This is a genomic window from Pristimantibacillus sp. PTI5 (assembly GCF_048572955.1).
In the GTDB taxonomy this organism is placed as follows: Bacteria; Bacillota; Bacilli; order Paenibacillales; family Paenibacillaceae; genus Pristimantibacillus.
In genome coordinates, this window is record NZ_CP183886.1 from 1,445,200 (window position 1) to 1,464,329 (window position 19,130).

A 19,130-nucleotide genomic window follows, 5' to 3' on the forward strand; every position below is an offset into this window, starting at 1 on the left:
CCGAAAGTCCACGCAAAATAAGAGCCCAACTCCCTAAGGATTCGAGCCCTTTCTTTTTCATGCAAATTAAGCCTGTAATGCTTGTCCCACGCGAGGTGTTTCGCCTGGCACCTCCGAAGGTGAAGTATTCGCTCACGCCGTTTGGGGACAAGCCTATCCCCGTGCTGCAGCATTTCGCGGACAAGCTTTATTTCTTTTTATGTTCCTTAACGAATCGGGGGGCTGCCCTCAGCACCCCTTCTGTTGTCCATTCGGCAAATGCGACCGATCGAATATCGGAATAACCGAGCGCTTCCAGCTCCTGACGCAGCCACGGCTCATCGCGATTGATTGCGGCAAGCCCTTCAGGCTGCGGAACACCGTCTTCGATCAGACTGCTCGGCAAATGGACGGGAGACGGATCGAGATCGAGATCGCTGCGCTGCACGGTCTCATACGCAGGCTTTTTCAAAATGCTGAGTGCTCCATTCGTTTCATAGACAGCATAAGCCACCTCGCTGATCGAGAAAACATCGCGCTGCCGAAGCATCATACGCAGCTCATCGAATGCAATGCTGTTACGGCGCAGCGCGTCCGTATCAATTTCGCCATGGATAATGAGAAGCTCCGGTTTGCCTTCGAGCTTTCTGCGAATAGGTTTGCTGAACTCCATTATTTTTTCGAATAAATACGAAAGCCCGGCCCAAAACGCCATGGCGGTAATGAGCATCCATATCGAAACCTGCCCGTCATATATCGTATTGCCGACAAGCTCGCTTAATATGAGCGAAGATATGAAATCAAAGGGCGAGAGCTGGGAGATTTCCCTTTTGCCAAGCAGTCGCGTTAAACACCAGAGACCGGCAAATGCAATAAACAGCTTAATTAGTATGGACAAATAATCCGCCATCCCGGTTCCTTCTTCCGTGTTTTATCTATGAATACCCTTCTTTCGATAAATGCTAACTTTGTATGGGATTTTCTATTAGAAACGTAAAAAAGGCGTTTGTAACTCCTGAAAGTGCCGATACATAGTAAACTAGCTGCTCATATAAATATAGGAACCAGTCTTTTACTATGAAGGGACGCTGAGGCTTCTATGAGCTGCTGCATCGGGCGGATCACGATCGAAAATAACCAAGGCACTATTATTTTTGGCAATGTCAAATCCGTAGTTGTCAATACGGCTGCTGAATCTCAAAGCGAATCATCAAGCAGCACGGCTCCCAACTCAGGTTCCGATGCGGCCGGAAATGCAGGAAACGCAGGAGATTCCCCCGATGCTGCTGCGTTAAACAATAAACGGTCAAAAAATCCGAACCAAGACAAACGAGGCGATTTCGCGGTCGAAGCCTATCGGTATTTTAATCGCAGAAAGCGCAGACGCAGACGTAAACGTAGACGTTAGCGTTTGTGATTTGTACGGCAGCCCGGCGTTTAGAACACCTTCCGATATAAAAAGGAGCTCCCTTGGCGTTTGCGCTAAGGAAGCTCCTTTTTTAAGTGATTGCATGCAGCTCATACAGCCTGTTGACATTGCACCCCACCGTATCGGCTATTGCGATCGCTGCCTTTAACGGCATAATGCGCTTGTTGTCGATATAATCGACAATTCTCTCAGGTCTGATGCGCAGTGTCGCCGCAAGCTGCTCCTTCGACATCCCGCATTCCGCCAAGCGCTGCTCAAGCAGGCAGCTGCCAAGCTCAATTCTCATCGGACGGCACCCTCCATTAATTGGACGTACACATCCAGTTTAACCAAGCGGGCCTCTCTATACCCTCGGTTCGAACGCTGGACATGGACTAAAACGTCAGTATGCCTACACAGCGCTGGTTGTCTATCCATTCAGTTCAGCCGCTAGAGAATCAACCGCAAGCTGTACAAAAAGCTTCGCACCAAGTACGAGCGCACTCTCGTCCAGCTTGAACCTCGGATGATGCAGCGGGTGAATGATTCCTTTTTCTTGATTGCCTATACCTATAAGAACCATGGCTCCGGGTGCATAGTCGAGATAATAGCTGAAGTCCTCGCCGGCTAGGCTGGGCGTATCCAGCACGCGGGAGCGGTCTTTGCCAGCCGCCTTATTCCCGGCATTCTGAACCAGTTCTACCGCTTTTGGATGATTGATCAGCGCCTTTCCCATACGGAACCTAACCTCGTACTCGCCGCCAAACCGTTCAGCGCAAGCAACAGCACAGCTTTCAATGATGCCGCGGATACGTTCAACCGTATGCGGCTCGAATGCACGATAAGTACCCTCAACCTCGCCTGCTTCCGCTATGGCATTAATCACTGTTCCGGCCTGCAGCCTGCCAAATGCGAAGGCAACGGGCTCGAACGGATTCACGGCGCTCGCCACGGCGGCTCGCGACTCCGTTACAAAATGTGCGGTCATCAGCAGGGCATCTGCTGCTAAATGCTGTGTCCCATGATGACCTGACCGTCCTCGGAACGAAACTCGAAAATGCGTGGAGGCTGCCATTGCATAATGGCGGTGAACGGCAACCTGTCCGGCCGGAAGCTCCGGCCATACATGGAACGCAAAAGCGGCGGACACATCGTCCGCCGCCCCGCTCTCGACCAGATCACGGCCGCCGCTTAACAATCTGCCGTCTAACGGGCTTTCAGCCGCGCCTTCCTCCGCAGGCTGAAAGATGAATCTCACCGTGCCGGCGAGCCGTTCACGTTGACGGCTTAAGCCATAAGCGGCGGCCAGCAGCATCGTCATGTGGGCGTCATGTCCGCAGGCATGCATAACTCCATCGATAGTTGATCGATAGTCAACCTCGTTTTGCTCATGAATAGGAAGTGCATCCATATCTGCCCGAAGCAAAACCGTCTTCCCGGGCAAGCCGCCCCGCAGTATGCCTATAACGCCTTTTCCAAAATGCTTCCCGGCGTTACGCTGAACCTCCAGCCCATATTGCTCTAAAAGCTCAGCTACCCGTTCCGAGGTCCGATCTACGTCATACATCAGTTCAGGCTGGCGATGGAATGCCCTTCGAAGCAATATCCATTCCTGCTCTCGTTCCTCCAGCAGCGTATAAATCGGGCTCGTATCCATTCGATTAGCTGTTTACTTTCTCTTTTTCTTTGGTATAGCGGTTTGTCGGAATCGGCAAGCCTAAATTGCCGCGCAGCGTATCGGATTCATAATCGGTACGGTAAATCCCGCGTTCCTGGAGAATCGGAACGACCAGCTCCACAAAATCATTCAAGCCGCTTGGAATGGAGGAATGGATAATGAAGCCGTCCGCGGCGCCTTCTTCATGCCACTGCTGAATGAGATCGGCCACCTTTTCCGGCGTACCGATAAACTGTCCGCGCGGCGTAGCGGATTGAAGCGCAACCTGGCGAAGCGTCAAATTTTGCTCCTTGGCCGTTTTTTTAATTTTATCCGTACCGCTGCGGAAGCTGTTATGCCCAAGATCCCCGAGTTCAGGGAACGGCTCGTCAAGCGGGTATTGCGAGAAGTCATGGTGCTCGAAGAAACGACCCAAATAATTCAGCGCGTTCTCGATCGTGACAAGCCCGGCAAGCTCTTGATACTTGCGCTCCGCTTCCTCTTCCGTACGTCCGATAATCGGCCCAATGCCGGGCAGGATGACAATATCGTCAGCCGAACGGCCTTCCGCAACCGCGCGGTCCTTCACGTCCTTATAAAAAGCTTTCGCATCTTCGATGTTCTCATGACCAGTGAAGACGGCATCTGCTGCTTTGCCTGCCAGCTTCTTGCCGCTCTCCGAGGAGCCTGCCTGGAAAATAACCGGATGACCCTGCTTCGAACGCGCGATATTAAGCGGACCTTGCACAGAGAAATACTCGCCTTTATGGTCAAGACGGTGCAGCTTGGAAGGATCGAAGAATACGCCCGACTCTTTGTCTCGAACGAAAGCGTCATCCTCCCATGAATCCCATAATCCGCGCGTCACCTCGAGGTATTCCTCCGCTATTTTATAGCGCTCGTCATGCGTCGGGTGATCCGTTTTGCTGAAATTGCTTGCCGAGCCTTCAAGCGGAGACGTAACTACGTTCCAACCTGCGCGGCCGCCGCTAATATGGTCCAGCGAACCAAACTGCCTCGCTACCGTAAACGGTTCGCTGTATGAGCTTGACAGCGTTCCAACGAGCCCTATTTTGGAGGTGACAGCAGCCAGTGCGGACAATATCGTAATCGGTTCAAAGCGATTTAAAAAATGAGGAATCGATTTTTCGTTAATGTAGAGACCGTCGGCAATAAATACAAGATCAAACTTGCCCGCTTCCGCTGTCTGCGCCTGCTGGGTATAGAACTGGAAATTAACGCTCGCATCAGCCGGCACTTCCGGATGCCGCCACGCCGATACATTGCCTCCTACGCCATGAATCAATGCGCCAAACTTAATTTGTTTGCGATTCGCCATTATAAACAACCTCCCGATTTTCATTGGTTCGTAACCCTACTTATTTCTAAAAGACCGTAACAGGCGTTTTAACAGAAGCAAAATCACTCCCGCCTATTACGAGGAGACCTTACCGTGTACTTTCTGCAACAGAATGTACCGCAAACCTGTCCGGACGAGTCTACAATGTACTTTGTACAGCAGAATGAGCCTCCTAGGCCGCAAAGCGGGCCGTATGATGCTTTTCTACTGCACTAACTGCAGTGCAGCCGGACTAAACGTTCCCCAGAGAGGTTTCTGATGTATAAAGTGCAATATAGCCTGTTAATCCTTCACCCATTTGAGGTTCTTCTGCTGCAAAAGCTCCATAGAGCTAGCTGAGCTCCTATCGAGATGCCGCTCCTGCCGCCAGCCCTTCGCTATTGCGCTTGCAGCAAAGGCGCTTCCTTCAACTGGAGCCGGTAGCTCTTTACGAGCGTTTCCCCGTTTATCAAATCCTTGTCGAACGCACGTTCAAAGCCCAGCCGCTCATACAGCCGAACAGCCGAATCCATCATATCCGAGGTATGGAGATGCAGCGTATCCGCGCCCCAATCTCTTGCCAGCTTGGCGCTTGCGCGAATAAGCTCAGTCGCGACGCCGAAGCCTCGCGCTTTCTTCGATACGGCAAGCAGGCGAATGATCGGCGATTGAATATCCAGCTCGGGCCGGCCGTAAGCCGCCTCCGAGGAATCGAACAGGAATACGCTCCCGACGACCTCCCCATTCAGCACCGCAACCAGCCGCGCCTTTGTGGCTGCGCCATCAACGGCCTCAAGGATGCTTTCTTTATACTGTATCCAAGCTGGCTCGGGAAGCTCCAGCTCATACTGCCCATAAGCATCGAGCAGCACTTCCCGGGTTGCTTCGCGATCGGTCGGCTCTGCTCCCCGTATAACCACTGCATTTTCCGGCATGCTTCATCACCCGCTCTTTCTGAAATTGTAGCAGACGCTTTAATGGTTAAATGGCGCAGCTGGAATTAAGGGAGCCTAATTCGCCCTGCTTAATCCTGCGGATTTGTGCCAAGTGAACTTGAACATGGGCGACAAAAGCCGGTACGATCGCAGCTATTGCTACTGCCTCGCCTTTAAAGTTAATGCCTGCTTTGCTCCATTCCTCATCCGTCAGACGATTAAACAGCAGGCTGTTATATTGAACGAGCGCCCTTGCGGCAATCAGAATATCCTGCGCGTCGCTCTCGTTTGCCTTCTGGCCCGATACCCAGGCATCCTGGTTGAATAACGGCAATTTCACTTCGGATCCAGCCAATATTTCCCGAACGCGGAAGGATACCACGATACTGTGATCCACGAGATGCGCGAGGACCTCCGTTATGCTCCAGGATTCAGGTGCAGCCTTCCATTTCAGCTGTACTTCCGTTAATCCCTCAATTTCTTGCTCGATTTGATCGTAGGCTTGCAAATACGCCTGCACATCGACAGTGGACTGGCTCATGTAAGCTCCTCCTTCAAAATGGGGTCAATTATGCCTCTTCATTACTTGCTAAAACGGCTAATCTCGAATAGCCGAAGATCAAAGCCCGTATCTTTTCGTTCCATTTTGTCAGCCAAAATCTCGCCGACAACGCTGGCAAATTTAAAGCCGTGGCCGGAAAACCCTCCGGCAAGCAGCACATTGGCATGCTCCGGATGCGAATCAATAATGAAATCTTCGTCAGGAGTAAACTCGTATTTGCATACCGCGCTTGCCAAAAGCTTACCCGCTGCTCCCGGTACAAACGCATCAAGAGCGCGGCGCAGGTCTTCCTCATCCTCCGGATAGGCGCCAAACGGAGCAATCGGCCCGCCGGGCTGCCATTCTTCTCCCGTGTCATGCCTGCCAATCTTGATGCCTGCGCCCCCGATACTCGGGAAGCCGTAATATCCGCCGGCCGCTCCTCCCCAGGTGAAGCCGGGAAAAACGCCTGCATCAAAGCTCGGCGAGCTCGTTTCGAACCAGCCAACGACCTTGCGGACCGCGCGGATCGGGAGCTTGACATGATTCGAAAGCATTTTGAACCATGCGCCTACGGTAATGATGATCTGAGGAGCCGTATAAACGGCATCCTTAGTATATACGGTGACGCTTGCTGCACCGGCTTTGATATCCGTAACGAAAGTATCCGTCAGAAGCTCGGCTCCGGCCGCCAGCGCCTGCTGCTTGTAAGCAGCTACGCATTTCTCGCTGTACAGGTAGCCTGCATTCGGTTCATACATACCCTGGAACGAATCGTCCAGCTGAATGCCGAGAAACCGCCGGTTAATCTCTGCCGCTTTCAGCAGCTCGACCTGCACGCCGTTCGAGACCGCATCATTCAGCCTGCCGTCGTAATTGTAAAAGCTCGTTTCCGCCATATTCAGCACGCCGGACCGCTCCAGCAGCTTTTGGCCGGTTGCCTGCTCGAGTGCAAGCCATCTCTCGTCCGCGCGCAGCGCCATCTTCACATACGTATCGCCTCCGTGGTAGGCATGCCGGATCAGACGAGGCTCGCCATGATGGCTTCCATTGCTGTGCGGAGGATTAAACGCATCAATAAGCAGCGTCTTTGCTCCGCGCAACGCAAGCTCATAACCTGCGCTCATGCCCATCGAGCCGGCTCCAACGACGATGGCGTCATATGATTTCGGAATGCGGTCGTCCTCCTCGCGAGCGCTCATCCGCCAGCTTGCGCAATGCATCCGAAGCGAGCGATGCAAAAAACGAAGCAGCGATCGGCAAAGCCTTCTCATCTAAATCAAAGGCTGGATGATGCCACTCCTGCGGGCCTGCCGTGCCGAGAAATACGAACAGCCCCTCGGTTTCCTTCAAATAGAAAGCAAAGTCCTCGCCTGCCGGCGAAGGGATCGGCTCCACGACGGTAAATCCCGCTGCTTCAGCAGTCACAGTCGCTTGATCCGCCCATTTCTGATCGTTCACGACCGCCGGCGGGCCTTCAATCCATTTCACATGCGCCTTGGTTGCAAAGGCTGATGCTACGCCGTTTACAATCTGCTCCAGACGCTCCCGCACAGCCAAGCGTACCTGCTCGTTAAAGGTGCGCAGCGTGCCGTCAAAAACCGCTTTTTCGGAAATAATATTCCAGGCCGTACCCGCATGCAGCCTCGTCACGCTGACGACCGCGCTGTCCAGCGCACTCACATTGCGGCTTACGATCGACTGCAGCGCCGTAATGATATGCGCCGCCGTCACGATCGGGTCAAGCCCTGCCTCCGGCACTGCCGCATGGCTGCCGCGGCCTTCCACCTCAACAACAAAGCCGTCTGCCGCGGCCATGAGCGGGCCTCCTTTGATACCAATGGTACCGACCGGCAAATCCGGCTTATTATGCATGCCGAACACTGCATCCACGCCTGCGAGCGCCCCGCTTGCGATGAGCAGCCCCGCTCCTTTCGCCTTCTCTTCGGCGGGCTGGAAGAGGAATCTTACGGTGCCCTGCAGCTCCTGTTCGCGCTCCTTCAACAGCAAGGCTGTTCCGAGAATCGCAGAGGTGTGGAAATCATGGCCGCAGGCATGCATTTTTCCCGGTATTTTGGAAGCAAACGGCAGTCCCGTTTCCTCTTGGATCGGCAGCGCATCTATATCTGCCCGAACGGCTACGACCGGTCCGCCATTTCGACCGCCAACCTCCGCGATGACCCCCGTTTTCAGACCATGTTCAACGATCCGAATGCCGGCTTCCGTCAACCAGTCGCGAATGGCGGCTGTCGTTTCGAATTCCTCATGGGACAGCTCGGGATGCTCATGAAGCTGCCTGCGAATAGCTACTAGCTGCTGCTCTATCGATTCTGCCGAGAAGCCGCTCATACTAATTCTCCTTCAAAGGCTTCCTTCAGCAGCTCAAAGGAACGAATGCGTTTGGCGAAATCAGGAATGATCGTCGTAAAGACGAATTCATCCACGCCGTATTGCTCTTGGATCTCCAGCAGCCGTTTCCGAACCGTTTCCTTGGTGCCTCTCGTAATATCCGCTTCCCGCTCTTCGGCGGTGTAATCCTCGCCTGCTTGCCGGGCGAACTCCTTTGCCTGCTCGAGCGAGCCCACATTAACGGTTTTACCGCTTGCCAGCGTGACTCTCACGCTTTTAAAATGCCCGGCTAACGCATTCGCTTCCTCCTCTGAATCCGAAGCGATAACGGACAAAGCCAAAATGGTTTTCGGCTCTCCGCCAAACGAGCGGTTAAAGTTATTCCGGTACGTCTCGATCGCTTTCCGGGCCGTATCCGGATCATTATTAATAAATAAGGCAAAAGCATACGGATAACCCTTCTCCGCAGCCAGCTCCGCGCTTGAAACGCTCGTGCCGAGCAAATAGATATCGGCCGGGTGAACAGGCAATGGACTTGCTTCTAAACCGGCAAGCGGATGCTCTGCTCCTGTCGGCGCAACGAGCAGCTGCTCTAGCTCCGTCAGCTTCTCGGCCAAGGTCGCCGCTTCCGCAACGCCCTTCTGCAATGCTTTAGTCGAACGAGGCAGCCCCCCGGGTGCACGCCCGATCCCGAGCTCTACCCGCCCGGGTGCCAAGGAGGCCAGCACGTTGAAATTTTCCGCTACTTTATAAGGGCTGTAATGCTGCAGCATTACGCCGCCTGAACCTATACGTATCGATTTGGTTTGGGCCAGCAAATAAGCGATAAGCACCTCCGGCGAGGAGCCTGCCATGCCTGGGGAATCATGATGCTCCGATACCCAGAAGCGTTCGAAGCCCAGCGTTTCCGCGAGCTGCGCCAGCTTAACGGTATTTCCTAAAGCTTCTGAAGCTGTCTGTCCGGGGAAAATAATGCTTTGATCCAGAATGCCAAATTTGAGTGACATATTGATTCGCTCCTCTATGCGTTAGATGGAATAAACACCTTCCGGTGTGATTCGCTTCAAAAATTGCTTTGTCCGTTCTTCCTTTGGATCATTAAAAATCTCATTCGGCTTGCCTTCTTCGACAATGACGCCGCCGTCCATGAACACGACATGGCTGGCTACATCCTGCGCAAAGCCCATTTCATGCGTCACAATAATCATCGTGATGCCTTCCCGCGCAATTTTGCGAATAACGCCAAGCACTTCGCCGACAAGCTCCGGATCAAGCGCCGAGGTTGGCTCATCGAACAGGATCACCTCCGGATTCAGCGCAAGCGCCCGGGCGATGCCAACGCGCTGCTGCTGTCCCCCGGAGAGCTCGCTTGGATAGGCATCCAGCTTATTGCCGAGGCCGACTTTCTCGAGCAGCTCCACGCTTTTCTTGCGGGCCTCATCCTTCGGAATCTTCTTGACGATGACGAGTCCTTCCATGACGTTCTCGACGGCCGTCTTATGCTTGAATAAGTTATATTGCTGAAACACCATCGCGCTCTTCTGGCGAAGCGTATGAATATCCCTTTTTTCCGGACGTTTGCAGTTGACCGAGAAATCATCAATGGAGATCTGGCCGTCATTCGGCTTCTCCAAATAGTTGATGCAGCGCAGAAGCGTCGTTTTGCCGGAGCCGCTCGGCCCGAGTATAGCCACGACTTCGCCTTTCTTTACGGTTAGATCGATGCCCTTCAGCACCTCATTGCGCCCAAAGCTCTTCCTAATCTGTGTCAGCTTAATCATGAGACACCGCCTCTGTTATAAAGGTTAAAGCGCTTCTCGGCTAATGCGGTCAGACGCTCGATGATAAAGGTCAATCCCCAGAAAATGATGGCAGCCGCCAAATAAGCCTCGAAAAACTTCCAGTTCGTCGTCGCGACGATTTGCGCTTTCGCGTTAATTTCCACGACCGATACGGTAAAGGCCAGTGTTGACCCGTGCAGCATTCCAATAACCATGTTCGATAAGTTCGGTAAACTTGCCGCAAAGGCTTGCGGTAAAATAATTCTTCGCATGGCCTGCGAGGTCGTCATGCCGACTGAGTAAGCCGCTTCGATTTGTCCGCGGTTAACGGCCAGCAAACCCGATCTCACTACCTCTGACATATATGCGCCGGCCGTGATGGAGAATGATACATATGCGAACCCAATCATTGGAATGGAGACCGACCGAAAGGATAGTCCCAAGGCACCGGCGACAGCGTCGACGATAATCGGCAGCCCGAAATAGATAAGCAATAAATGCGTCAGCATCGGCGTACCGCGGATAAAGGTGACATAAGAAGCCGCGATCGGATAAAGGACAGGCACCTTGTAAAGCCGTATAACCGCTACAGTGGTACCAATGATGAGGCCGCAGAAAACGGAAACGGCCGTTATCGCGAGTGCCGTCGGCACGGCGGTAAGCAGCTGAAGAAAAGCCGTCCATATAAATGCAAAATCAAGCTTCATTTTCCCGTCCCCCTCTGCCAAAGCCCGGTCCTATTGCGAGCCACCTTGCTTTCCCTTTTTTCAAACGAGGTTCTTTATCCTCAGACGCTATACGGCGTTCATGCTTTAACAGCTTGTGTTCAATAAGATGGAACAGCTTTTCAAGTCCAAAGCTGATGATAAAATAGATGATTGCGAGCGAAATGTACGTTTCAACGAAATGCCTGGACATCACGGCGAGCGTTTGCGATTTGCCCGTCAATTCCATAATGCCTAACGAAAAAGCAAGCGAGGTGTCCTTCAGGTTCGCGATGACTAGATTTGCGAATACCGGAACCGATATCGCCATGGCTTGCGGAAGGACGATCCGCGTAAAGGCTTGAAATCCTGTCATGCCAACCGAGTAAGCCGCTTCAACCTGTCCGCGGTCCACCGCTCCGACGGCTGCGCGAATCATTTCCGCCATATAGGCTCCGCTGTGCAGGGCGTAGGTGAGAATGACAAAATACAAAGCCGGTACCTTTGCAACGTCTACATGAACGAGCTTCAATATTTCAGGAAGGCCGTAATAAAACAAAAACAACTGAATCAAGATCGGCGTGCCTCTGAAAAAAGAGAGATACACCTGAGAAAAACGTCTTAAAATCGGAATCTTATAAAGCTGGGGAAGGGCGACGATAAACCCGACGCCCAGCCCGATTACGATGGAACTCACTACAATAAGAAGAGTGACTTTCAAGGTAGGCAGCAGCTTTACTAGATATTCGAACACATAACTGATATCAAATGGTTCTCCCATCCAGCCATCTCACCTTTCACCCGCGTTTATTTTTCTTCGGAAGTAAAGTCGTTGCCTAACCATTCAGAACTTAGCTTTGCAAGCGTGCCGTCTGTTTTAAGCTCTTTAATCGCTCCGTCAACCGCGTCGGAGAGTTTCTTTTGCTCTGGATCGTCTTTGCGGAACATGAACAAAATGTCTGCTTCGCTAAGCGCTGGCCCTACTGCTTTCAGCTCTTGTTTCGAATCGATAAGCGATAGCGTGAAGTCGGCTGCCAAAAATGCGTCTACGCGGCCAGATGTTACTTGAGCTACGGAATCGTTAGCTCCGCCGTTTTGGTACACGATTTCAATGGCGTTATTGTTTTCTTTGTTATAGTTTTCTAGAATGGTCGATTGTGCGCTCGTTGCCGTCGTCAACACTTTTTTGCCTTTTAGATCATCAAGCGTTTGAACGGAATCATTGTCCTTTGCGACGATAATTTTGTTTCTCCAGTGCGCGTACGGCTCCGTGTTGAACAAATATTTTTGCTCGCGTTCCGGATTTTTCTCCATTTCGTGTGCAACCAGGTCGATTTTTTTCGTTTCTAAGCTCAGCAGAAGGTTGGTAAATTCAAGCGTTTGGATGTCAAACTCGTAGTCTGCCAGACGTTTATCGATTTCTCTTACCAACTCAACATCGAAGCCGGTCAGCTTTCCGTTCTCGTCTATAAAGCAAACGTTAGGAAATTGTGTCCCTGTGCCTACGACGATCTTTGTTACTTCTTTCGAGGCATTTCCGCTAGCTGCTTCTGCACCTGCGCCTGCGTTATTTTTGTTGCTGCCGCAGCCTGCAAGAGTTAGTGCCATTACGATTGCGATTGATAAAAAGAATGCTTTTTTCATTTTCTTTTCCCCCAATGAATAAAATAATTTAAATCCTTATAATTCCTACCTGTTAAGTAAGGATTAGTGTTGCATTCACTTTACCATCCAAAGATTGCCTTCGTCAATCCTATTTCTTATAGAGATCTTCTATAAGTAAATTGATTTGTCTGATTCATTGGCCTCGGCAATAAAAAATCCGCTGCTTCAGAAGGAGCAGCGGATGAACATGTTTAATCACACTATTTCAATCGGCTTAACTGACAATCCAACTTTACCATGATTACGTCTCTTCGGATAATAGAGCTTTTCTATAAAAGCATTTCATTTACCGATAAGCTGCGCTTCTCCTCGGCAAGCTGCTTGCCGATCTCCGTAATCGCGTCCAGAAACGCGAGATGCTCCCCATGATGGGAAATGAGATTGGTTTGCAGGGATATGCCTTCTGTCTCCGGGACACGAATCTGATAAAGCTTCCCGTCGCGCAGTTCCTGCTGGGCGCATAAATCGGGGAGAAAACCGATGCCTGCCTTTTGAATGACCAGCTTCTTAGCCAGCTCGGAGTTGTCCGTTTGAATTTGGATGTTGGGGGGCGTATCCAGATGCTCGAAAATACGGTGAATACGAAGCCAATCCAAGGAGCCGCACTCAAAAAACACGAGCGGCTGCTCCGCGATCGCTTCAATCGTTAAGCTCTCCGTCGTCAGAAAAGGATGTCCGTCGTAGGCATACAGCCGGATCGGATCCTCATAAAACTTCGTCGATTGCAGGCTGGGATGGTTCACGTTGCGAACAAAACCGATATCCACTTCCTTGCCGAGCACCTTATTCATAATCACATCCGTCGTGTTGGTAACGATTTTATAATGCGTATTCGGAAACCTTTGCTTCAAGCGAGGCAATAAGTCCGGAATGATATAATTGGAGACGGATACGGTACAGCCGATTCGGAACTCGTCAGGAAGCGATTTCTTCTGATTAATATGCAGCTTGCCCTTCTGATAGATAAGCAGCAGCTGCTGCGCATAGGGCAGAAACCGTTTCCCATCCTCCGTGATTTGAATCTGTTTTCCCTGCCGGTCGAACAGCTTGCAATCAAGCTCGTGCTCAAGCGATTTAATTCTAGCCGTGACGGATGGCTGCGACAAATACAACGCATCTGCCGCTTTATTGAAGCTCCCGCAATGAATGACGTAAACAAACGCCTCGATATTTTCAATGTTAATCTCCTGCACCCCCTCAACCCATTTAAACCAACTAAACCACTAAGAATATATTAATTTAAAATAACAAACGAAAGGGTTGGCTGTCAAATCGGATCTATATCGCTTTGCAGGTCTTCATAGGGGATAAACAACAAAATACCCCTCGCGGGGTATTCGTTGGTCTACTATTTGGGCTAATGCAGAGAGAAGGAGCAGGATGAGATCCATCCGGCTGCCGCTATTCTACAGTCATAATAATTTCTTCATCCTTTTCGTCAAAGGAAATCCGCAGCGATTTATTTTCTAAATACCACAAATTATCTTCCTCGATGAAATAAGTAATGCCGTCTACGTCCTCGCGAAGCCCAACGCTTCTTGGCTCATCCTTAGTAACACCGAGCGAAAGCCCCGGATGAACGCTGCCGCAGCCGCCCAGGCGGACAAAGATGCGAATCGATTCACCCTCTGTCAAACCCATTTCCTGTTTATACCAACGAGCCGCTGACTTCTCCACTACTAAATTCATCGCGGTCATCTCCTTCCACTACCTATTCTATTCCATCATTACGAATATGCGAACCGATGTCAACACTACAAATTTATTTGTTTAAAATATTCTTTCATCGTAAAATCGACCTTCAGCAAGCATGAAACAACCTCACAGTTAATTAAAACCGTGAGGTTGTTTCATCAGATTTGATCTACTCCGAACTGCTATTTTGCCAACTATCAATTAGGGATTGAGCATCCGAATTCAGAATCGCTTTGGCACCGTCTTTAACGTTATGACTTAAAGCTTTATTATTTAAGTGCTTAATAAAATCCTTCATATGTTTAATCGCATTATTCTGTTTCCCACTATCAAGTTGATGTTGAACCTGAACAAGAGCATTGGTAAGCTGAGGTATCATCGCTCCACTTATTTCTCCTGAATCCTTGAAACGAGCTATTAATTGTTTCATGGAATTTACGCTAGCGGCAACATTAAATTTAAAGGTTTGCCGAAGCATGTTGCCTGAGTAATCCTCCATTGCAACAGTTGCCGTCTTATCGCCTAAATTTCCGGCCATATCAATGGCTATACTGTCCTTTATCTGAGGATTAATCGTATATTGTTTACCGTCAATTGTGATTATTGCGGATTTTATAGCCGCTAAGCTGCCGCTTATTTTGAAGTTTAAAGCCATGTAATCTTCAAAAGATTCACCCTCTTTTAAAACCTTGTCGTTTGCAGAAAGTGAAAATGAAGGTAAATTCTTATCATCAATCATTATTCCCTGTGAAACATTTCCTGACTTATCTACCGTTTTTATTAAGATGTCGTAGCTTGTATCCCTTTCAATTCCTGATATAGCAGCGGTTTGTATGCCTCTATTCACTTCTATTACGTCTCCAACCTGTTGTCCATTGATTAATAAAGAGATTTGCACCTTTTGACCATCGATATCATATGGACCGTCCCAATACAATTTCATATTGTCATCGCTACGAATGATTTGAACATTTTCCCCCTCTCCTGGAGCAACATGGTCCTCTTCAGGTACAGGCGGGGGAGTTGGTGCTGTAAATACGGCAGGATCACCGAAAGTGAATTTATCAAAGTTATATAACCAGTCTCCTCCTTTAAATAGTAGGAAAACAATATGCTTACCCGTTACAGGAGCTGTAACATCTGCTGAGACAACCTTGAAGTTCTGCCAACCGCCTGTTCCTGAAACCGTACTTGTAGCTATAACTGGGCCATTCATGCTGTCAATTCTTACTTCAATCGTTCCTCCGCCTGTGTCTGTTGCTGCATTAACGGTAAATTTGGATGGGCTTGTGCTTCCAAAGTCAATATAATTATACATGGCATATGGTTTATTAGGACCATATATTCCCGCCAGGTAGGTTTGGCCTCCGCCATTTTCTGTACCAAATCCTACACCGCTCGTATAGTGTTCAGCCTCAAGCTTGCCATAAGCGTCCTTTGCTTGCCCTTTCACTGTTGAAAAAGTGAACCAATCCAAATTAATAGGGAAGTCGCTTTCATTTGTTCCATGGAAAACGAGATATAGATCATGAATACCTACTGCTTTGGTATCATCTATATTAGACATGATGTCAACCCAGTTATCCCAATCTCCTAAAGCCGGAATCCCTATTACGCCTACAGTTGGTCCGTCCAGACTGTCCAGTTTAACTTCAATCGTGCCGCCTTGATTACCGCTTGTTACATGAACAGTAACACCTGCGGCGCCTGTTCCAAAGTCAATTCCTTTATAAGAGGCATAAGCGTTGTTATGAGTGCCTTCTAAAAATCCGCCATCCGCATTTTTACTTAGGCCTGAACTGCTGTCGAAATTTCCAGCCTTAAGTCTTGCGTATGCATCTGTTTTCGTTGGATCGGTTGTGGTGAATTTAAACCAGTTTAAGTTAAATAAATATTGATCGTTTGTTTTTGCGAAGGACAGATATACATCATGTATTCCTGTTATAGTAATTGGATTTCCTTGATCATCCTTAAGAACCGTAACGGCATCCGTATAATTATTCCATCCGCCTGTTCCTTGTACGTTCAAGGTGCCGACTTTAGGGCCATCCAGGGAATCGAGCCTTACTTCGATATTCCCCCCGCCTGTTCCACTTGCAGCTCTAGCAATAAATCCAACTGCACCGGTGGATCCAAAATCGACATTTTTATAAGCCGCATACATTCCGGGCTGAATGCCTCCCAATTGCTTGGATCCCTCCGTGCTGTCCTCCATAACGAATCCAGTACCGATATTATACTTTTCCGCTTCTATTTTTTTGTAAGGATCTTTAACCGCATATTGGATAGCCACATCTTGTGATTCTAGAACAGTCAGCGCTTCAACCGCACTGGATGCTGACCAAGAATCATAGGTTCCGGCATGCAGCTGCCCTGCCCAGTTTCCATCCATGATATTGTCAGCATTTCTATGGTTCCATGCCATTTGCGCATTGAAGGCAAGCCAGTAGCTTAATTGTTCACGAACCTGCTTGTATGCAATTTCGCTTCTCTCTTTTAAAGCATCTTGAAGATAGGCCATATTACGGATTAATATCGTTTTGCCGCCCTTTAAATCCCCATTCGGCCCTTCAAAGTTCAACAACTGGTTTGCGTCAACTAAATGGTTTTTGGTGAAATTAGCGGCTTTCACTGCATCATCAAGATAAACGGTACTTCCTGTTATTTGATACAATCCTACTGCTGCACCAATGAAAGTACCCTGGTTATAATGCGTGGCATCAGGGACAGCGCCTCTTTCAAGCTCTATGCGGTCAAATACTTTGCCATTGCCATCCGTAAGCATCGTCTTGCCCCATTTGTAGATACGGGTAGCCGCATCTAGATAATGGTCATCCCCGGTAATGTTATACATAAACACAGCTGCTTGAGCCGCAGGGAAATTAATGCAGGAATTTTTTGTGTTATGCTCGCTATTCATCCACCAGATTCCGCCGTTTGCAAAGTTGTCATCCCATTGCGTATCGTATACAAAATCAAAATAATATTTTGCCTTATCCAAATATTTTTGGTCTTTCGTTATTTCATAAGCTCTTGCGGACGCCATTGCCCACCACATGATGTCATCATTAAAATGATTGTTTGTCCAGTCATCTCCATACTTGGCTGCTGTCCCATCGAATATATCGTCAATCTGAGTTCTAAGCTTTGCTTTCAAGGTAGGATTAGAAGTATGAACATACGCATCCATGACCATCTCCCAAAGCTCTGCTTCCACCCAGAAGCCTTGATAGCTGTCGCCATGGTTGGAATTCGTCCAAAAATACTTTGACTCGCTATCCCAAAACTTTGCGTTAAATGCCTCCATCGCAGTGTCCGCATCTGATGAAGTAAATGCATATGCTTTTGTACTACCAAAGGCAGACATTGAAGCAAAAATTAAGGAAAATGCCAAAGTTAACACGAATAACGCAGAAGGTTTCGTTTTTTTCAGTGCCATAATCGTAATATTACCTCCATTTCAATATAGGTTTTATCAGATCGCTTCGATATTCACTGCAGAGCGCGTCAAGAAATGTACTTGTTGAATCAGAATATGTAATGCCGGGTGACCGTCCTCCAGAGAACCTTCGTGCATCATCCCCGTTCCAGCTCCGTTTTGTACCCAATCACGCGGAGTTAGCAAGCCAAGGCCCTCCGTATGACCGCAGCGAGCACATTCGTTATAAAGCGCTTTCAATAACACTATAATATTCATACTAATCTAATGTCAATATACAATTTAAAAGTCAAATGGTATATTAATATATCATTTGACTAGGACTTTTTGATTTCCAGCCCGCATACGCTTAATATAAATTCAACGAACATGGCATTGGACCAAGAAAACCATTCTCTGGTAAATTCGCCCGGATTGTCTTTATGAAATCCTTCATGAACCAAATCCGTGCCCGCGTCTGTACGTTCAAACATATCCAGTATTTCGTTCCGCTCCGATTCATCGATAGCGGTCATTCCTTGTATGGATAGAGCGATATGCCAGATGTAATGCTCCGGTGTGTGCGGGCTTCCGATCCCTTTGGCATATTTTCCTTCATAATAGTAAGGGTTTCTTTGGCTAAGAATCATCTTTCTTGTATTTAGATAAATCGAATCGTCGTTTTTGCAGTAATCAAGATAGGGGAGCGAAAGCAAACTTGGTACATTCGCATCGTCCATTATGTTGACCTGTCCTAATCCATCGACCTCGTAGGCATAAACCTGACCGAATTCTTCATCATTAACGACTGCGAATTGTTCAATGCCTTGCTCGATATCATTCCGAATGGTCATGATCTCTTGACCCAGGCTCTGATCATGAATGAACAAATCATTAATTTCCTCCAAATACTTCAAAACCACCACGGCGAACATATTCGAAGGCACCAAGTAACCATACTTGCAGGCATCATCGCTTGGCCGGAATCCCGACCAGGTCATCCCTGTATAAGCAACCTCACTGCCCTTTCCATTTCTACCCAAAGTGTCTGTGATAGGACAATTTTCTCGTTCAAAGGTGTAGTTTGATTGTTCCATGTGATATTGCTCGGTCCGCCAGACTTTTAAAACTAACCTAACCGCTTTTTCAAAATCGAGAGTAAAGTGTCCCGTTTCGCCTGTGTTTTTCCAATATAAATAGGCTAATTGTATGGGATAACACAATGAATCTATTTCATATTTCCTTTCCCAGATCCATCCTGACATTTCAGTCTTATCATTTTGGTGCCCTTTACCATTATCGTATTCATTAAATGCATTGGCATATGGATCTCTTAAAATGGATTGATATTGTGTTTTTAATACCCCTTCGATGATTTTCTTCAGGTCGGTATCCTGTGCTGCCAGCATTAAATAAGGTCTGAGTTGATTCACGGAATCTCTCAGCCACATGGCCGGAATATCTCCCGTTAGCATGAATACCGTTCCATCCTCTTCATGCCGGCGAATGGTTGTTTCCAGCGTATTCTGATAGCAGCTTTTGAACATCTGAATGATTTTAGGCCGGTTGGACATTTTTTCGCTAACGTATTGAATGATTTTTTCTTCTGTATTGTTATGCATGATCATTCTCCTAAATGTGATTGATGGTGTTTATAAC

General features: G+C 48.7%; 20 protein-coding genes. 2 read left to right on the forward strand and 18 right to left on the reverse strand.

Annotated elements, in window-relative coordinates; all coding sequences use genetic code 11:
• Positions 1-77 precede the first annotated feature (77 nt).
• Positions 78-284, forward strand: a complete 207-nt coding sequence (locus ACN6MW_RS06680) for a winged helix-turn-helix transcriptional regulator (RefSeq protein WP_419876285.1) — start codon at positions 78-80, stop codon at positions 282-284.
• Here the strand turns inward: ACN6MW_RS06680 and ACN6MW_RS06685 are convergent.
• Complete coding sequence (locus tag ACN6MW_RS06685; protein WP_419874755.1) at positions 188-889, reverse strand: DUF421 domain-containing protein; 702 nt, start codon at positions 887-889, stop codon at positions 188-190. The two genes, ACN6MW_RS06680 and ACN6MW_RS06685, sit on opposite strands and share 97 nt — an antisense overlap.
• A 189-nt stretch (positions 890-1,078) precedes the next feature.
• On the opposite strand from ACN6MW_RS06685, the gene ACN6MW_RS06690 reads away from it, so the two are divergent.
• Positions 1,079-1,387, forward strand: a complete 309-nt coding sequence (locus ACN6MW_RS06690) for a hypothetical protein (RefSeq protein WP_419874756.1) — start codon at positions 1,079-1,081, stop codon at positions 1,385-1,387.
• A gap of 91 nt (positions 1,388-1,478) precedes the next feature.
• Here the strand turns inward: ACN6MW_RS06690 and ACN6MW_RS06695 are convergent, their stop codons facing one another.
• From ACN6MW_RS06695 to ACN6MW_RS06775, 17 genes are all read right to left on the reverse strand, one after another.
• Entirely contained in the window at positions 1,479-1,694 is a 216-nt protein-coding gene (locus ACN6MW_RS06695) for a helix-turn-helix domain-containing protein (protein WP_419874757.1), read from the reverse strand.
• Between the two features lie 123 nt (positions 1,695-1,817).
• On the reverse strand, positions 1,818-3,044 hold the full coding sequence (locus ACN6MW_RS06700; protein WP_419874758.1) for a M20 metallopeptidase family protein: 1,227 nt from the start codon (positions 3,042-3,044) through the stop codon (positions 1,818-1,820).
• Between the two features lie 4 nt (positions 3,045-3,048).
• Positions 3,049-4,383, reverse strand: a complete 1,335-nt coding sequence (locus tag ACN6MW_RS06705; RefSeq protein ID WP_419874759.1) for an LLM class flavin-dependent oxidoreductase — start codon at positions 4,381-4,383, stop codon at positions 3,049-3,051.
• A gap of 398 nt (positions 4,384-4,781) precedes the next feature.
• On the reverse strand, positions 4,782-5,318 hold the full coding sequence (locus tag ACN6MW_RS06710; RefSeq protein ID WP_419874760.1) for a GNAT family N-acetyltransferase: 537 nt from the start codon (positions 5,316-5,318) through the stop codon (positions 4,782-4,784).
• Between the two features lie 46 nt (positions 5,319-5,364).
• A complete protein-coding gene (locus tag ACN6MW_RS06715; protein ID WP_419874761.1) occupies positions 5,365-5,859 on the reverse strand; it encodes a DinB family protein in 495 nt (164 codons plus the stop codon).
• Between the two features lie 41 nt (positions 5,860-5,900).
• Complete coding sequence (gene solA / locus ACN6MW_RS06720; RefSeq protein WP_419874762.1) at positions 5,901-7,061, reverse strand: N-methyl-L-tryptophan oxidase; 1,161 nt, start codon at positions 7,059-7,061, stop codon at positions 5,901-5,903.
• Entirely contained in the window at positions 7,018-8,208 is a 1,191-nt protein-coding gene (locus tag ACN6MW_RS06725; protein WP_419874763.1) for an amidohydrolase, read from the reverse strand. The genes solA and ACN6MW_RS06725 overlap by 44 nt, the downstream gene beginning before the upstream one ends.
• Entirely contained in the window at positions 8,205-9,215 is a 1,011-nt protein-coding gene (locus tag ACN6MW_RS06730; RefSeq protein WP_419874764.1) for an LLM class flavin-dependent oxidoreductase, read from the reverse strand. The genes ACN6MW_RS06725 and ACN6MW_RS06730 overlap by 4 nt, the downstream gene beginning before the upstream one ends.
• A 21-nt stretch (positions 9,216-9,236) precedes the next feature.
• Positions 9,237-9,989 carry an amino acid ABC transporter ATP-binding protein gene (locus ACN6MW_RS06735; protein WP_419874765.1) on the reverse strand — a complete coding sequence of 251 codons (753 nt, stop codon included), beginning with the start codon at positions 9,987-9,989 and terminating at the stop codon, positions 9,237-9,239.
• A complete protein-coding gene (locus ACN6MW_RS06740; RefSeq protein WP_364146129.1) occupies positions 9,986-10,696 on the reverse strand; it encodes an amino acid ABC transporter permease in 711 nt (236 codons plus the stop codon). The genes ACN6MW_RS06735 and ACN6MW_RS06740 overlap by 4 nt, the downstream gene beginning before the upstream one ends.
• Positions 10,686-11,474, reverse strand: coding sequence for an amino acid ABC transporter permease (locus ACN6MW_RS06745; protein WP_419874766.1), 789 nt, complete (start codon positions 11,472-11,474; stop codon positions 10,686-10,688). The genes ACN6MW_RS06740 and ACN6MW_RS06745 overlap by 11 nt, the downstream gene beginning before the upstream one ends.
• Positions 11,475-11,500: 26 nt before the next feature.
• Complete coding sequence (locus ACN6MW_RS06750) at positions 11,501-12,337, reverse strand: transporter substrate-binding domain-containing protein (RefSeq protein WP_419874767.1); 837 nt, start codon at positions 12,335-12,337, stop codon at positions 11,501-11,503.
• Positions 12,338-12,627: 290 nt separating this feature from the next.
• Positions 12,628-13,542, reverse strand: a complete 915-nt coding sequence (locus ACN6MW_RS06755) for a LysR family transcriptional regulator (protein ID WP_419876286.1) — start codon at positions 13,540-13,542, stop codon at positions 12,628-12,630.
• Positions 13,543-13,759: 217 nt separating this feature from the next.
• Positions 13,760-14,047, reverse strand: coding sequence for a HesB/YadR/YfhF family protein (locus ACN6MW_RS06760; RefSeq protein WP_419874768.1), 288 nt, complete (start codon positions 14,045-14,047; stop codon positions 13,760-13,762).
• Positions 14,048-14,222: 175 nt separating this feature from the next.
• Positions 14,223-17,492 (reverse strand): carbohydrate-binding protein, encoded by a 3,270-nt coding sequence (locus ACN6MW_RS06765; protein ID WP_419874769.1) that lies wholly within the window; start codon positions 17,490-17,492, stop codon positions 14,223-14,225.
• A gap of 36 nt (positions 17,493-17,528) precedes the next feature.
• Positions 17,529-17,678: a hypothetical protein gene (locus ACN6MW_RS06770; RefSeq protein WP_419874770.1), complete on the reverse strand. Its 150-nt coding sequence runs from the start codon at positions 17,676-17,678 to the stop codon at positions 17,529-17,531.
• Between the two features lie 131 nt (positions 17,679-17,809).
• The gene (locus ACN6MW_RS06775; RefSeq protein ID WP_419874771.1) at positions 17,810-19,099 is read right to left on the reverse strand and encodes a glycoside hydrolase family 125 protein; all 1,290 of its coding nucleotides are present in this window, start codon (positions 19,097-19,099) and stop codon (positions 17,810-17,812) included.
• Between the last annotated feature and the right edge of the window lie 31 nt (positions 19,100-19,130).

Bases quoted from the DNA above. Each gene is read 5' to 3' on its own strand.
- ACN6MW_RS06775 (WP_419874771.1), bottom strand. From the start codon at position 19,099: ATGATCATGCATAACAATACAGAAGAAAAAATCATTCAATACGTTAGC.
- ACN6MW_RS06750 (WP_419874767.1), bottom strand. From the start codon at position 12,337: ATGAAAAAAGCATTCTTTTTATCAATCGCAATCGTAATGGCACTAACT.
- ACN6MW_RS06705 (WP_419874759.1), bottom strand. From the start codon at position 4,383: ATGGCGAATCGCAAACAAATTAAGTTTGGCGCATTGATTCATGGCGTA.
- ACN6MW_RS06680 (WP_419876285.1), top strand. From the start codon at position 78: ATGCTTGTCCCACGCGAGGTGTTTCGCCTGGCACCTCCGAAGGTGAAG.
- ACN6MW_RS06735 (WP_419874765.1), bottom strand. From the start codon at position 9,989: ATGATTAAGCTGACACAGATTAGGAAGAGCTTTGGGCGCAATGAGGTG.
- ACN6MW_RS06740 (WP_364146129.1), bottom strand. From the start codon at position 10,696: ATGAAGCTTGATTTTGCATTTATATGGACGGCTTTTCTTCAGCTGCTT.
- solA (WP_419874762.1), bottom strand. From the start codon at position 7,061: ATGAGCGCTCGCGAGGAGGACGACCGCATTCCGAAATCATATGACGCC.
- ACN6MW_RS06690 (WP_419874756.1), top strand. From the start codon at position 1,079: ATGAGCTGCTGCATCGGGCGGATCACGATCGAAAATAACCAAGGCACT.
- ACN6MW_RS06765 (WP_419874769.1), bottom strand. From the start codon at position 17,492: ATGGCACTGAAAAAAACGAAACCTTCTGCGTTATTCGTGTTAACTTTG.
- ACN6MW_RS06760 (WP_419874768.1), bottom strand. From the start codon at position 14,047: ATGAATTTAGTAGTGGAGAAGTCAGCGGCTCGTTGGTATAAACAGGAA.
- ACN6MW_RS06715 (WP_419874761.1), bottom strand. From the start codon at position 5,859: ATGAGCCAGTCCACTGTCGATGTGCAGGCGTATTTGCAAGCCTACGAT.
- ACN6MW_RS06710 (WP_419874760.1), bottom strand. From the start codon at position 5,318: ATGCCGGAAAATGCAGTGGTTATACGGGGAGCAGAGCCGACCGATCGC.
- ACN6MW_RS06745 (WP_419874766.1), bottom strand. From the start codon at position 11,474: ATGGGAGAACCATTTGATATCAGTTATGTGTTCGAATATCTAGTAAAG.
- ACN6MW_RS06700 (WP_419874758.1), bottom strand. From the start codon at position 3,044: ATGGATACGAGCCCGATTTATACGCTGCTGGAGGAACGAGAGCAGGAA.
- ACN6MW_RS06725 (WP_419874763.1), bottom strand. From the start codon at position 8,208: ATGAGCGGCTTCTCGGCAGAATCGATAGAGCAGCAGCTAGTAGCTATT.
- ACN6MW_RS06695 (WP_419874757.1), bottom strand. From the start codon at position 1,694: ATGAGAATTGAGCTTGGCAGCTGCCTGCTTGAGCAGCGCTTGGCGGAA.
- ACN6MW_RS06685 (WP_419874755.1), bottom strand. From the start codon at position 889: ATGGCGGATTATTTGTCCATACTAATTAAGCTGTTTATTGCATTTGCC.
- ACN6MW_RS06730 (WP_419874764.1), bottom strand. From the start codon at position 9,215: ATGTCACTCAAATTTGGCATTCTGGATCAAAGCATTATTTTCCCCGGA.